The organism is Pseudomonas sp. EB271-G4-1 (genome assembly GCF_058791355.1).
Genome location: NZ_JBYTEO010000032.1, coordinates 68,087 through 81,924 on the forward strand (window position 1 = coordinate 68,087; position 13,838 = coordinate 81,924).

Genomic DNA, 13,838 nt, shown 5'->3' on the forward strand with positions numbered 1-13,838 from the left:
CGCAAGCGGGGCCCCACTCGGGCTAAGATCAAAGTCAATGATCTTTCGATCATCAGGCAGAGCGAGAGCAAGAGCGGGGGCGAGGGCTAAATCAGGAATCAGTGAATCAGTGAATCAGTGAATCAGTGAATCAGTGAATCGGTGAATCGGTGAATCAGTGAATCAGGGCGTTATCTAAAGGTGGATTAACGTTATCTAACGGTGGATTAACGTGGACCTTCCGCTTCTTCCCCGTGACGCAACCGTTCTTTTTGCGTTCATGGACAGTTAATTCACCATGCCTGTCTGGCAGCGCGCCGTCCTTTTCAGTGCCATGTGGGCTCTGATGTTTGGCGAAGTTCAACACCTCAATGATTGCCCAACCGGCGACGGTAAATCGCTCGATAAATCCCGCCTGCACCAGCGCCGCAAGCCCCTGCTCAACTGGGTAGTCATCACAGGGAAACAGTTCCATCTTGATCCGCTTTGGCCGGTCCTCGATGCGCCCCTCGCGGTCGGCAAGACACCACAGACCGATGAAAAGTAGACGGTCAAAGGCCGCAAGTTCGGCCAACATCTCGTTCTTGAAGAAACCGGGCTTAATGTTGCGAGCACGCGCCATAGCTCAGCCCTTCCCGTGACAATGGCTGGAGCTATGCCAAACACCAGAGCCGCCAGGGCGTAGCGAACCCCAGCAACCATGCGCACCATCGAAAAAATACCATCCACTGTCATAACCTGGCGGGTCGCCGGGAATGTGAAGCCAATGAATCTGACCATCAGGCACCGGCACCCAATCCAGCGGCCCGTAATGAGCCTCTAAAGCGTCTTTGAAATTCATAATGGCAACCCTCGATTTTTTATCGAAGGCCAGACCGAGTGCGACAATCAGCCTGCCTGCCACTGCGTTACTCAGTGATCGGCATAACCGGACGCGCCTACGTCCGGCTTTTTTATGCGGCTGATTTAGATGGGCGAGCTATGTCCAGCAGTGCGCGAATTTCAGCAGTTGGCCAAGCAAGACGGCCACCAATGCGAACACACTTCACCGGCCCATCATTGCGAATGGCCCAGTTACGCAGGGTTTGCTGTTTGCGGTTGAGGAAGTGCGCGGCTTCGGCCGTTGTCAACGTTGGACGGTCGATTGCATCCAAGGTTTGAAAGGTGTCCATATGCTGCTCCCGATGGCTAGCCGGTTTGTCCGGCTCTCGGGTTCATCATTATCCGCACCAAAACATTCAGGTCCACAAGGTAGCGGACAAGTACCCTGGGGTATGTGTCCGCTACCTGTTTGACAAGTACCCTGGGTTATGGGCCGTTATGATTTTTCCTTCAAGCCCTGCTTGATTCGTCTGCCTTGTCGCTGAAGACTGGCCAAATTTTTGTCATTAGGACCTGCACTGGCTAACTTTTGCATCACTGCTTCGTCCTTGAAGATCCGATCGATAGACTTACCTTGCCAACTTCGATACGCCCGAAGCGCTTTCAGCAATTTCTCCCCGTCCTTCGAAAAAATCAGCGTATCCATTAGCGCCTGCATACCTACGCTGTCTTCCTGGTTAACAACCTCACCGCCGAGCAATTGCTCACAGACCGACTCATACAACACCGACAAACCCTCGATTGACCACGAAGGCAAATAGCGTTCATCTAACTTTCCTTCACTCCTAAGTGACAACGGCAACTCGACACCGACTAAATCATCTTCCTGCCGTACCATCATCACGATGGTTTGTTCTTCGTTAGTCATTGCACAACCCTCATGCGCTGGCCATCACTGATCGAGACGGGCAGCCCTGCCTGCTCCAACATCCACGCTTCGAAACGCTCATGATGAAGGCGCAGCAGGTCCAACGGGCGCACCTTGTAATGCCGTTCTTGGGTTGCACTTGGCTTGTGGCCACCGATCTGCGCAATGACTCCTGACGGCAATTCAAGCCACTCAGACAGGCTCACAAACGAACGGCGCAGGTCATGCGGTGTCACCGACACACCGGCAACAGCACAGGCTCGGTCGAGCGCGTGATTGGCTTCGGATATGCGCCCGGTCGCGCTGGCAGGGCTTGAGAATACCCATTGATTACGCCGTGGCAGATCACTTAGCAGGCGTTCGACATAGGGCGTCATCGGAATTGTCCGGGTGCCGTCACGGCCACCCTTGCTGGCATCCTTGTCGCGGATGGTCAGGCTGTGCCACTTCCAATCAATGTCCGACCACTTCAAGGCCAGCAGTTCGCCTGGGCGCGAACCAACGAGCAGCAGCGTTTGTAGGTAGGCACTGATAACGGGGTTGTCGATGCCACGCACGGCAGCAAACCATGCTGGTAGTTGCTCCTTCAGCAGGCAGCCCTGCTTTGCCTCGGCACGCCCCAAACGATCCTTGGCGCGCTTGGTGATGGCCTGATCGCCAGCCACCACGGCCCGATACTTTGGCTCATCAGCGGCCCAGCGCAGGAATGCCTTGAGGCAACGCATGGCCAGCCTTGCTCTAGTTGGCCTTGTTGCGCCTTCCTGTGCTGCCCAACGCTCCAGCGCCTCGCCACTCAGCGCCGACAACGGCAGCCCCATCAGAGAATGTAACGGACCGGCGACCGTTTCACCGGCACCGCGCTTGCGCTTTTCGCCACCGGCCTTGGCCAGATTCACATGGTCTTGGTAATGAGCATCGCCCCAGTGCGAACGACGGTCGGCAAGGTAGTCGACCCAACCATCGGCCAGCGTGACAATCTCCAGGCGGGCATGCTCAACCGCAGCAGCGGCAGCGGCCTCGTTGTCTTTCTTCATTTGCCGGGGATCGCGACCTTGATCCAGCTCGGCCTGGAACGTGCGCGCGACCTTCTCGGCATCGCCGATGCTCTTACCCGGCCAATCACCAATGGTGATCCGAACAACCTTACCCAAGTAGCGGCCTTGCCAGATGAACGCCTTCTTGCCCGCAGTCACGCGGACAGCCAACCCAGCCTGATCGGCGCTCCAGTAGAAATCCTGACCACCGACAGCGGCTGGCGGCATCAGGTCATTGATACGCTTCACCGTCAGCCCGAATCGCTTCTTCTGCCCCATAACACCCCCGAATCTTTGTAAGCACTTTGTAAGCATCCAGCCAGGATAGATCGGTAAATAGATCAACAAAGACGAATGGCAACGCCCTGTTAATACTGGGCATTAAGCCATATTCTATCAACGTTTCGGGGTATTTTGGGATAGCCACTTTGCAGGACTCATAATCCTTTGGTCCACGGTTCAAGTCCGTGTGGGCCCACCAAACAAGAAAGCCGCGCAATGCGCGGCTTTTGCGTTTCTGAAGGGTCCGATTGAGCGGCGACGAACTTCAAGGACTATCGGCGGCTCATCTATTAAATACACGCTCCGACCTTTCGGGGCCTCCAATTGTCATTGACGGAATGGCTTGCACTGCCCGCAGCCGCTCCAACGTTGGCCCGGTGTACACAACCTCATACGTATCCGCCGCCCGTCCCCACTGCTCCACGATAACCATGCCGTCAACCAAGACCGCTGCCAATTCGGCAATGATCCCAGACAGTTCTTCCACGATGTCTTGAGTTCGCTGCCACACGCGATCCGTCAGCATTTTAAGCTCAGCCGTTATACGCTCGGATGAAGCCGGATCGGTCTCGGGGTAGAGGATATTGCGCAACAGGTGCTGCAACTCCCGGATCTTTGCGTAATCCTGATGTGCGCCCTGCTCGCCTTTAAGGATGGCTGTCGCTTTCAACCTGTCGACGCGCTGCCCGGCTGATTTTTTTAAAGGCAGGGTCTGCGCCATCGCGCCAGCCAGGAGGACCATCATCCGGGCCTCCAGATGTTGCTTCATGGCGTCTATCGACGGAATGGACCGCACCAGGCTGATGGACGCCCCGCCTTGGTGCCGCAAGTCCATGGTCACCGTCAGGTTCACGCTGCCCGTGGCAAAACCCAAGGCACGGGCCACGACGTAGTGGCCCATTTCGTGATGTGCGATCTGCCAGGCGTGATCCCTTACAGCGGGCGGCAACTTCTTCGTCATGACCTGTCCCCTCGCGCCACGGCCTCAATTGAGCGTTCCTTTACGATTTGTCATACATCACAGACCCAATGGGGGTCCAGGGTCAATCATCAAAACCCGAATCGAACCACCGTTCGCCAGATGTTCTCCAGCAGCCCCTTGGCACCTTCACAAACCTCTCCGCGATCCAGCGCCACGGAAAAATCAATGATAGGCAAGTGGACCCCGCCGTGTATGTCAGACACGACCTGAAATGGCGTTGCTTTTTTCCCTCCCAATTAGCACCCACGAAAAAGCCGCGACATTGCGCGGCTTTTTCGTGGGCGGGTTCAGTCAGCTTGCCTGAATTGCCGAGTTATCGTTCTTCGCGGGCAAGCCTCGCTCCTACGGTTTGTGAGAATGGACACGTTACCTATGGCAATGCATAGGCAATCACATAATCACCACGGTCCGGCGACTGACGTGCACCGCCAACGGTGAGCAGGATGTACTGCTTGCCCGTTTTCGGCGAGACATAGGTCATCGGGCCGGACTGGCTGCCCACCGGCAACCGCGCCTTCCAGATTTCCTTGCCGTTGCCGGTATCGAAGGCGCGCAGGTAGAAGTCCTGGGTGCCGGCGAAGAACAGCAGGCCCGACTGGGTGGCGAGCGAGGCGCCCAGGGTCGGCATGCCGATCGGGATCGGCAGGTGCATGCGGATGCCCAGTGGGCCGGTGTCCTGTACGGTGCCGACCGGTACCTGCCACATCAGTTTGTGGGTCTTGAGGTCGATGGCGGACATGGTGCCGAACGGTGGTTTCTGGCACGGAATACCGACCGCCGAAAGGAAACGCTCACGCATGGCGCCGAACGGCGTGCCTTCCTGGGGTACCACGCCCATTTCGATGCCACTGGCCCCGGCTTTGATCTTGTCGCGCGGGATCATGTAGTTGGCCAGGCCCAGGCGCATGTCGTTGACGAACATGTAGTTCGTGTTCGGGTCGACCGAGACGCTGCCCCAGTTCATCCCGCCCAGCGAGCCCGGGAATTGCAGGGCGCGATCCATGCCTGGCGGGGTGTAGACGCCTTCATGACGCATGCCTTTGAACTGGATGCGGCACATCAACTGGTCAAACGGAGTGGCTCCCCACATGTCGGACTCGGTCAGGGTCTTGTTGCCGATTGACGGCATGTCCACCGAGAACGGCTGGGTCGGCGAGTAGCGTTCGCCAGGCACATTGCCCTGCGGCACTGGACGCTCTTCGACCCGCGCTATTGGCACGCCGGTTTCGCGGTTGAGCAGGAAAATCTCCCCCTGCTTGGTCACTTGCGCCAAGGCCGGCTGGGTGCCGCCCTTGTCGTCCGGCACGTCATACAACAGCGGCTGTGCAGGCAGGTCGAAGTCCCACAGATCGTTGTGGGTGGTCTGGAAGTGCCAGCGCACCTGACCGGTTTTCACATCGAGGGCAACGATGGACGAGTTCCATTTGTTGTCCATGTCGGTCCGCTGGCCGCCGAAGAAGTCCGGTGTCGCGTTGCCGGTTGGCAGGTAGACAAGACCGAGCTTGGCGTCATAGGACATCGCCGACCAGACGTTCGGCGTACCCCGGGTGTAGGTCTCGCCGGCCGGTGGGCGTTTGGTGGTGTTCGGGTTTCCCGGATCCCACGCCCACACCAACTCGCCGCTGCGCACGTCGTAGGCACGGACCACACCTGGCGGCTCGCCAGTGGAGTAATTATCGGCGACACGGCCACCGACGATCACCACCTCCCCTGCGACCAACGGGGTCGAGGTCTGCTGGTAGTAACCCGGTTTGACTTCACCCATGTCGGTGGTCAGGTCGACGGTGCCCTGGTTGCCGAACTCTTCGCACGGCTTGCCGGTTTCGGCATTGATGGCGATCAGGCGAGCATCGCCGGTCGGCAGGAACAGACGTTTCGTACAAGCGCTTGGCTGCTCGGCTACAGGCGCAGCGCCAGCATCGAAGTAACCCAGGCCACGGCAACGCTGCCAGTTGGGCGCGGTGCCTTGCGGGTCGAACTTCCAGCGCTGGGCGCCAGTGTCGGCGTCCAGGGCGAAAACCTTGCCGTACGCGGTGCAGGTGTAGACCGTGTCACCGATCTGCAACGGAGTGTTCTGGTCTTCGGCACCGGCGCCGGTACTTTGCGGGATATCGCCGGTGCGGAAGGTCCAGGCCACCTGCAATTTGTCGATGTTGCCTTTGTTGATCTGGTCCAGCGCGGCGAAGCGGTTGCCGGCGGTGGTATTGCCCCAGTGCGCCCAGTCCTTCTGTTCGGTACCTGGTACCACCGGCGTGACGGCCGGTTCAGTGGTGGCCTTGACCACCGGGGTCGGTACGAACATGTAGGCCAGCGTCGCGACGACACCGACACCCAGCAGCCCGGCCAGGCCATAGGCGCCTCGACCTGCGGTTGCGCCGGAAGCGCGCACCAGCGCCGGATAAATCAATGCGACGACCAGGCCGATGACGGCAAAGGTCAGCACGCGCGAGACCAATGGCCAATATTCGAGACCGGCATCCCACACGGCCCAAACGGCCGTGAGGATCAGCGCCAGGCCATAAAGCCACGCCCCCAGCGGTCTACGCCGGGCAATCATCAGCCCCGAGACCAGCATCGCCAGGCCCATCAGCAGGAAATACCAGCTGCCACCGAGGGTGATCAGATACCCGCCGCCACCAGCCAAACCGAGTCCGATCAGTGCAATCAGGACACCCAGCCCCGTCAGCAGCCATTTGCTGCCGCCGGCAGCCCCAGAATTATTCATGTCGGAATTTTTCCCCATTTGTGACAAGGGCGGAATAGTGTACTACCTAGTTACTTATGGCAATTTGTCGCAGGCACAAATGTCATGAACGGTATTGAGGCTAGTCCAGATATCCGTCGCGAGCGCTGCGCGGGATGTGCCTGTAACATGCCTGGACATTGATTCCATGCCGCTGGAGACCGCCCTTGCCTGACACTCGCCCGCCCGTTCTCGACGAAATCGACCGTCAGCTGATTGCCGCCCTGCAGATCAACGCCCGCGAGAGCGTGGCCATGCTCGCCCGGCAATTGGGCATCGCCCGGACCACCGTCACCTCGCGCCTGGCTCGGCTGGAAAAGGCCAAGGTCATTACCGGTTATGGCGTACGGCTTGGCCAGCGCGTGGTGGATGGTGGGTTGCAGGCGTATGTGGGGATTACCGTACAGCCTCGCTCCGGCAAGGAAGTGTTGCGGCGCTTGAGTGCGATGGGCCAGGTGCAGCAGCTGTGTGCGGTAAGTGGCGAATTTGATTATGTCGCTTGGTTGCGCAGCGATTCGCCAGAGCAGCTGGACCAACTGCTGGATCAGATTGGCAGTGTCGATGGGGTGGAAAAGACAACGACGTCGATCATCTTGAGCAGCAAGATCGATCGGGGGCAGCCGGTTTGAAAACTATCCAATGTGGGAGCTGCGGTGGACAGTATGCACAGAACCATCGTCATACTGATCAGTAATCTGGCAAAACGACGACACTTTGCGTCTTATTAACGTGTTCTACGCTCTCTAGAATGGCTGGCATCTTTTCCTATACTCAGATGCGCACTCCGCGTCGGGTCGACAGCAAGGTCAGCCATGAACAAGAACAATCGCCATCCTGCAGACGGTAAAAAACCAGTCACCATTTTCGGTCCGGACTTTCCTTTCGCCTTCGACGACTGGATCGAACACCCGGCTGGCCTGGGCAGCATTCCCGAACACCATCACGGTGCCGAAGTGGCGATCGTCGGTGCCGGTATCGCCGGGCTGGTAGCCGCGTACGAACTGATGAAGCTCGGCCTCAAGCCGGTGGTCTATGAGGCCTCGAAGCTGGGTGGCCGCCTGCGCTCCCAAGCATTCAATGGCACCGACGGCATCGTCGCGGAACTGGGTGGCATGCGTTTTCCAGTGTCATCCACTGCGTTCTATCACTACGTCGACAAGCTGAATCTTGAAACCAAACCCTTCCCCAACCCGCTGACACCAGCCTCAGGCAGTACTGTCATCGATCTGGAAGGCAAGACCCATTACGCACAGAAACTGGCGGATCTTCCTGCCCTGTTCCAGGAAGTCGCCGACGCCTGGGCCGACGCCCTGGAAGCGGGCTCGCAGTTCTCCGATATCCAGCAGGCCATCCGCGACCGCGACGTCCCGCGACTCAAGGAGCTGTGGAACACCCTCGTGCCACTGTGGGACGACCGCACTTTCTACGATTTCGTTGCCACCTCCAAAGCCTTCGCCAAACTGTCGTTCCATCACCGCGAAGTGTTCGGCCAGGTTGGTTTCGGTACCGGTGGCTGGGACTCTGACTTCCCCAACTCGATGCTGGAAATCTTCCGCGTGGTGATGACCAACTGCGACGATCACCAGCATCTGGTGGTCGGTGGCGTGGAACAAGTGCCACAGGGCATCTGGCGCCATGTCCCGGAGCGCTGCGTGCACTGGCCGCAAGGTACCAGCCTCAAGTCATTGCACAGCGGTGCGCCACGTTCCGGCGTGAAGAAAATCGCCCACGCGCCGGACGGCCGCTTTGCGGTCACCGACAACAACGGCGATACCCGCGAATACGCGGCGGTGCTGACCACCTGCCAGAGCTGGCTTTTGACCACCCAGATCGAATGCGATGAAACCCTGTTCTCGCAAAAGATGTGGATGGCCCTGGACCGCACCCGCTACATGCAGTCGTCGAAAACCTTCGTGATGGTCGACCGCCCGTTCTGGAAGGATAAAGACCCGGAAACCGGTCGCGACCTGATGAGCATGACCCTCACCGATCGCCTGACCCGCGGCACCTACCTGTTCGATAACGGCGACGACAAGCCCGGGGTGATATGCCTGTCGTATTCGTGGATGAGCGACGCCTTGAAAATGCTCCCTCACCCGGTGGAAAAACGCGTGAAACTGGCGTTGGATGCTCTGAAGAAGATCTACCCGAAAGTGGACATCGCCGCGCGAATCATCGGCGATCCGATCACCGTGTCCTGGGAAGCCGACCCGCACTTCCTCGGTGCCTTCAAGGGCGCCCTGCCCGGCCACTATCGCTACAACCAGCGCATGTACGCGCACTTCATGCAGGACGACATGCCGGCCGAACAGCGCGGAATTTTCATCGCCGGCGACGACGTTTCATGGACGCCGGCCTGGGTTGAAGGTGCAGTGCAGACCTCGCTCAATGCGGTGTGGGGCATCATGAAACACTTCGGCGGTGCAACTCACGCCGAGAATCCGGGTCCAGGAGATGTGTTCAACGAGATCGGTCCGATCGCCCTGCCCGAGTAAGAGGAGTCCGAAATGCGCGTAGCCCTTTACCAATGTCCACCGTTGCCCCTGGATGTCGCCGGCAACCTTCAGCGCCTGCATCAGCTGGCACTGGAAGCAAAGGGCGCCGACTTGCTGGTATTGCCGGAGATGTTCCTGACCGGCTACAACATCGGCGTCGATGCCGTCAGTGTGTTGGCGGAAGTGTACAACGGTGAATCGGCGCAACAGATTGCGCGCATTGCCAAGGCCACCGGGATCGCCATCTTGTATGGCTATCCCGAACGCACCGGGGACGGACAGATCTACAACGCCGTGCAATTGATCGACGCCAATGGCGAGCGTCTGTGCAATTACCGCAAGACGCACCTGTTCGGTGACCTCGACCGATCGATGTTCAGCGCCGGCACGGACGACTTCCCGATCGTGGAACTCAACGGCTGGAAGCTCGGGTTCCTGATCTGCTACGACCTCGAGTTTCCGGAAAATACCCGGCGCCTGGCCCTGGCTGGCGCCGAGCTGATCCTGGTACCGACCGCCAACATGACCCCGTTCGACTTCATCGCTGATGTCACCGTACGTGCCCGGGCCTACGAAAATCAGTGCTACGTGGCTTATGCCAACTATTGCGGGCACGAAGGCGATATCCAGTACTGCGGCCAAAGCAGCGTCGCCGCACCGGACGGCAGCCGCATCGCCCAGGCGGGACTCGATGAAGCACTGATTGTCGGGGAGCTGGATCGTCAGTTGATGCTCGACTCGCGCGCCGCCAATCGCTACCTGAACGATCGCCGCCCCGAGCTTTACGGCGCGCTGAACAAGCGCTGAGCCACCGTTATCCGCTAGCATTGGCACTTCTCTGTTCTGGAAGTGCTCATGCCTGCGCTGAATCACCCTCGCCCCCACACTGAAACCCTGGCCAACGGCTTGCGGGTGACGCTGCGTCATGCCCCGGATTTGAAGCGCTGCGCGGGGGCGTTGCGAGTTGCCGCCGGCAGCCATGATGTGCCGTTGGCCTGGCCTGGACTGGCGCACTTTCTTGAACACCTGATGTTTCTCGGCACCGAGCGCTTTGCCGCCGATCGAGGGCTGATGGCTTTCGTCCAGCGCCATGGCGGCCAAGTGAATGCGCAAACCTGCGAGCGCACCACCGATTACTTTTTCGAGCTGCCTACCCAGGCGTTTGCCGAGGGTCTTGAGCGGCTGGCAGACATGCTCGCCCATCCCCGGATGGACCTGGACGACCAGCACCGGGAACGGGAAGTGCTCCACGCGGAATTCATCGCCTGGTCGCAAGATGCCGCGGCGCAACAGCAACTGGCCCTGCTGGACGGGCTTAGCGACGCGCATCCGTTGCGCGGTTTTCATGCCGGCAACCGCGACAGCCTGGCGGTGCCGCAACCTGAATTCCAGCAGGCCCTGCAGGATTATTACCAGCGTTATTACCAGACCGGACAAATGACCTTGAGCCTTGTCGGCCCCCAGAGCCTTGATGAGTTGAGGCTGCTGGCCGAAGCATTCGGCAACGTCATTGCCAAGGGCGAGAAGGTTGCGCAACAAGCGCCTACACCGCTGATGGCTGGGGCAGACAACCGTTATCAACAGACCGGCGAGCACCGGCTGGACCTGCTGTTTGCCCTTGAAGCATTACCCGACTCATCGCCCGAAGCACTGGACTTTCTGTGCCATTGGCTGAATTGCGCGAAACCTGGTGGGCTGTTGGCCGAACTGCGCAAACAGGGCCGGGCTGAACATCTCAAGGCACGCTCCTTGTATCAGTTCGCTGGACAAGCCCTGTTGCACATTGAGTTCACGCTGCCTGCCAATGCACCGGCGACCGGGATTGGCGAGCAATTGCAGGACTGGCTGGGCTTTTTCGCCCGACAGGATTGGCGCGGGTTACGCGAGGAATATGCGGCGTTGCGCAAGCGCCAGCAAGGTGTCAGCAGTGCCTTGCAACTGGCCCGACAGGACAGCGAAGAGCGCGAGACAGGGTTATCCGAAGTCGGAGTGACCGCCCTCAAGGCGATCCTGGAAATAATCGGTGCTGTGGATAACTTCACCGGCCCGTGGCAACTGCCCGCGCCCAATCCGTTCCTGCAAAGCGAAGCAGCAGCACCCAATGCCGGCTTGATTCGCGGACAAACCAGCGCCCACCGGGGCCTGCGTACCTTTGCCCAAGACCGCTCACGTAGCCGCCGCGAACGTTCGCCAATGCAATTCAGCCAGGCGCTGCCGGATAACACCGCGCAAGGCGCGGTGTATCTGCGCTGGTGCCTTGAGGCGGCCCCCGGCGCCAGCCTTCAATCGCGTCTGGAAGACAACCTGCAAGCGTTGCGCGAAGACGCAGGTCAGGCCGGCGTGGACTTTTCCTTCGGTGCATCGGGCAATCAATGGCTGTTGAAAATGACCGGCCTGCAAGCACCGATGCCCAGCATCCTCGAACACGCTTTAAGCCTGCTGACCCAACCTGAGGCAGCACTATCACAGCAATCACCAGCCCGCCCCGCGTTGATGCCGATTCGACAGCTACTCAAGGTGCTGCCCGATCACTGCCTTGAGCCTACGCCCGAATCGGACAACCTGGCACAACTGTGGGCGAGTGCTCGCTGGACAGGCCTGGCGAGCGGTTTTTCTACCCAGACTCAATCGGCCATGGGGCTGGTGTTGAGCCGCGTGCCGGGTACTGCGGATACGCAACAGGCACCCACACCGTCAATTCATGCGCAGCACTTGTGGAGCACTATAGAGACCGACTCCAGCGAACACGCACTGTTGCTGTTCTGTCCGACCGCCACCCATGAACTGGCCGACGAAGCCGCCTGGCGTCTGCTCGCCCATCTCTGTCAGACGCCTTTCTATCAGCGCCTGCGGGTAGAGTTGCAGTTGGGCTACGCAGTGTTCAGTGCCCTGCGCCAGATTCACGGGCAGACCGGGATGCTGTTAGGAGTGCAATCGCCGAACGTTGTCGCTGCAGAGCTCGTGCAGCACATCGAACAATTCCTCAGCGCATTGCCGGCGTTGGTGCAGGCACTCGACGAGAATGCCTTCATCGCCCAACGCCAAGCCCTGGCAGATCAGTTTTCCAGCGCCGCCCTGACGACAATCCAGGCCGCGGAAATGCTCTGGCAGGGCAAACTGGCGGGCCGCCCGTCGGATTATCTGATGCAGTTGCCCCAGGCCATTCTCCTGACCGATCGCGCCGCACTACTGGCCGCAGTTGAGCGATTGATCCAGGCCGACGGTGGCTGGCGCTGCCTGGCGAACACCCCTGCACCCGGCGCACCTTGGCAAGCGATAAAATGATCATTGCCTAGACTGTAAGGAGCTTTTTCAAAGTTTCATGGGCAATCCCTGTGAAATTTTGAGTAACATAGCAGCCTAACTATTTGGAACATCTCTAACCGGAGGTGGACTATACATATAGATAGCGCTGTCCAACCTTACCTGAAGGAGTTCAACTGATGGCCTGGACCAAACCAGCTTACACCGACCTGCGTATCGGCTTTGAAGTCACCATGTACTTCGCCAGCCGCTGATCTCTGCCCTGGCAGAAATGTAGTTCAACGCCTCGGTTTATCCCGAGGCGTTTTATTTTCAGCGTTGAAATGATGGAGCATCCATGTTCGTCCAGATCCTAGGTTCCGCCGCCGGCGGCGGTTTTCCTCAGTGGAACTGCAATTGCGAAAACTGCGCAGGTTTTCGCAATGGCAGCCTGCGGGCCAAGGCACGCACCCAATCGTCCATCGCGATTTCCGATAACGGCGTGAATTGGGTGCTGTGCAACACCTCCCCGGACATCCGTGCCCAGCTCCAGAGCTTCGCGCCCATGCAACCGGGGCGCGCACTGCGCGATACCGGGATCAGCGCGATCATCCTGATGGACAGCCAGATCGACCACACCACCGGCCTGCTCATGTTGCGCGAAGGTTGCCCGCACCAGGTCTGGTGCACCGACATGGTCCATGAGGACTTGAGTACCGGATTCCCGCTATTCAACATGCTGACCCACTGGAACGGCGGCCTGAGCTGGAACCGCATCGAACTCGACCAGAGCTTCAGCATCCCGGCCTGCCCGAACCTGCGCTTCACCCCGCTGCCACTGCGCAGCGCCGCGCCGCCCTACTCGCCGCATCGCTTCGACCCGCATCCAGGCGACAATATCGGCCTGATCGTCGAAGACCTCAATACCGGTGGCAAGCTGTTCTATGCGCCGGGGCTGGGCAAGGTCGATGCGCCGCTGCTGGAAATCATGGCCGCCAGCGACTGCCTGTTGGTGGACGGCACGCTGTGGGACGACGACGAAATGCAGCGCCGTGGTGTCGGCACCCGCACCGGCCGGGAGATGGGCCACCTGGCGCAGAACGGGCCTGGCGGCATGCTTGAAGTGCTGGAGCAACTGCCCAAACAGCGCAAGGTGCTTATCCACATCAACAACACAAACCCGATTCTCGACGAAGATTCGCCGCAACGGGCGGAGCTGGAGCGGCGCCAGGTTGAAGTGGCGTATGACGGCATGAGTATTGTGCTGTAACGGAGGGCCCCTTCGCGAGCAGGCTCGCTCCCACAGGGGGAAGGCGATCTACTGTGGGAG

At 59.4% G+C, this 13,838-nt stretch carries 12 protein-coding genes and 1 tRNA gene; 7 read left to right on the forward strand and 6 right to left on the reverse strand.

Annotated elements, in window-relative coordinates; translation table 11 throughout:
* Positions 1–154: 154 nt before the first annotated feature.
* The 4 genes from AC3WWR_RS17380 to AC3WWR_RS17395 all read right to left on the reverse strand — a co-directional run bounded on the left by AC3WWR_RS17380 (position 155) and on the right by AC3WWR_RS17395 (position 3,111).
* Positions 155–601, reverse strand: coding sequence for a hypothetical protein (locus AC3WWR_RS17380; RefSeq protein WP_492598916.1), 447 nt, complete (start codon positions 599–601; stop codon positions 155–157).
* Between the two features lie 331 nt (positions 602–932).
* Complete coding sequence (locus tag AC3WWR_RS17385) at positions 933–1,151, reverse strand: helix-turn-helix transcriptional regulator (protein ID WP_492598917.1); 219 nt, start codon at positions 1,149–1,151, stop codon at positions 933–935.
* A 146-nt stretch (positions 1,152–1,297) separates the two neighbouring features.
* The gene (locus AC3WWR_RS17390; RefSeq protein ID WP_492598918.1) at positions 1,298–1,729 is read right to left on the reverse strand and encodes a hypothetical protein; all 432 of its coding nucleotides are present in this window, start codon (positions 1,727–1,729) and stop codon (positions 1,298–1,300) included.
* The gene (locus tag AC3WWR_RS17395) at positions 1,726–3,111 is read right to left on the reverse strand and encodes a tyrosine-type recombinase/integrase (RefSeq protein WP_492598919.1); all 1,386 of its coding nucleotides are present in this window, start codon (positions 3,109–3,111) and stop codon (positions 1,726–1,728) included. Before AC3WWR_RS17395 ends, AC3WWR_RS17390 begins: the two co-directional genes overlap by 4 nt.
* 58 nt (positions 3,112–3,169) lie before the next feature.
* Here AC3WWR_RS17395 and AC3WWR_RS17400 point away from each other — a divergent pair.
* A tRNA-Leu gene (locus tag AC3WWR_RS17400) sits at positions 3,170–3,244 on the forward strand.
* An 84-nt stretch (positions 3,245–3,328) separates the two neighbouring features.
* Here the strand turns inward: AC3WWR_RS17400 and AC3WWR_RS17405 are convergent.
* Together AC3WWR_RS17405 and AC3WWR_RS17410 are read right to left on the reverse strand one after the other, a co-directional pair.
* Positions 3,329–4,006, reverse strand: a complete 678-nt coding sequence (locus tag AC3WWR_RS17405) for a zinc metalloprotease (RefSeq protein ID WP_042955514.1) — start codon at positions 4,004–4,006, stop codon at positions 3,329–3,331.
* A 391-nt stretch (positions 4,007–4,397) separates the two neighbouring features.
* Positions 4,398–6,752, reverse strand: coding sequence for a glucose/quinate/shikimate family membrane-bound PQQ-dependent dehydrogenase (locus AC3WWR_RS17410; protein WP_020798841.1), 2,355 nt, complete (start codon positions 6,750–6,752; stop codon positions 4,398–4,400).
* A 185-nt stretch (positions 6,753–6,937) separates the two neighbouring features.
* Between AC3WWR_RS17410 and AC3WWR_RS17415 the strand changes: the two genes are divergently transcribed.
* From AC3WWR_RS17415 to pqqB, 6 genes are all read left to right on the forward strand, one after another.
* Positions 6,938–7,399, forward strand: coding sequence for an Lrp/AsnC family transcriptional regulator (locus AC3WWR_RS17415; protein ID WP_008061529.1), 462 nt, complete (start codon positions 6,938–6,940; stop codon positions 7,397–7,399).
* 183 nt (positions 7,400–7,582) lie between these two features.
* On the forward strand, positions 7,583–9,265 hold the full coding sequence (locus tag AC3WWR_RS17420) for a flavin monoamine oxidase family protein (protein ID WP_020798843.1): 1,683 nt from the start codon (positions 7,583–7,585) through the stop codon (positions 9,263–9,265).
* 12 nt (positions 9,266–9,277) lie between these two features.
* Complete coding sequence (locus tag AC3WWR_RS17425) at positions 9,278–10,072, forward strand: carbon-nitrogen hydrolase family protein (protein WP_083349825.1); 795 nt, start codon at positions 9,278–9,280, stop codon at positions 10,070–10,072.
* 48 nt (positions 10,073–10,120) lie between these two features.
* A complete protein-coding gene (gene pqqF, locus AC3WWR_RS17430) occupies positions 10,121–12,550 on the forward strand; it encodes a pyrroloquinoline quinone biosynthesis protein PqqF (protein WP_492598920.1) in 2,430 nt (809 codons plus the stop codon).
* Between the two features lie 158 nt (positions 12,551–12,708).
* Positions 12,709–12,783 carry a pyrroloquinoline quinone precursor peptide PqqA gene (gene pqqA, locus AC3WWR_RS17435; protein WP_003444522.1) on the forward strand — a complete coding sequence of 25 codons (75 nt, stop codon included), beginning with the start codon at positions 12,709–12,711 and terminating at the stop codon, positions 12,781–12,783.
* 83 nt (positions 12,784–12,866) lie between these two features.
* Positions 12,867–13,778 carry a pyrroloquinoline quinone biosynthesis protein PqqB gene (gene pqqB / locus AC3WWR_RS17440; RefSeq protein WP_020798846.1) on the forward strand — a complete coding sequence of 304 codons (912 nt, stop codon included), beginning with the start codon at positions 12,867–12,869 and terminating at the stop codon, positions 13,776–13,778.
* Positions 13,779–13,838: the final 60 nt, after the last annotated feature.

Excerpts from the sequence above, each read along its gene's own strand:
- AC3WWR_RS17380 (WP_492598916.1), bottom strand. The coding sequence starts at position 601 with ATGGCGCGTGCTCGCAACATTAAGCCCGGTTTCTTCAAGAACGAGATG.
- AC3WWR_RS17385 (WP_492598917.1), bottom strand. The coding sequence starts at position 1,151 with ATGGACACCTTTCAAACCTTGGATGCAATCGACCGTCCAACGTTGACA.
- AC3WWR_RS17390 (WP_492598918.1), bottom strand. The coding sequence starts at position 1,729 with ATGACTAACGAAGAACAAACCATCGTGATGATGGTACGGCAGGAAGAT.
- AC3WWR_RS17405 (WP_042955514.1), bottom strand. The coding sequence starts at position 4,006 with ATGACGAAGAAGTTGCCGCCCGCTGTAAGGGATCACGCCTGGCAGATC.
- AC3WWR_RS17410 (WP_020798841.1), bottom strand. The coding sequence starts at position 6,752 with ATGAATAATTCTGGGGCTGCCGGCGGCAGCAAATGGCTGCTGACGGGG.
- AC3WWR_RS17420 (WP_020798843.1), top strand. The coding sequence starts at position 7,583 with ATGAACAAGAACAATCGCCATCCTGCAGACGGTAAAAAACCAGTCACC.
- AC3WWR_RS17425 (WP_083349825.1), top strand. The coding sequence starts at position 9,278 with ATGCGCGTAGCCCTTTACCAATGTCCACCGTTGCCCCTGGATGTCGCC.
- pqqF (WP_492598920.1), top strand. The coding sequence starts at position 10,121 with ATGCCTGCGCTGAATCACCCTCGCCCCCACACTGAAACCCTGGCCAAC.
- pqqB (WP_020798846.1), top strand. The coding sequence starts at position 12,867 with ATGTTCGTCCAGATCCTAGGTTCCGCCGCCGGCGGCGGTTTTCCTCAG.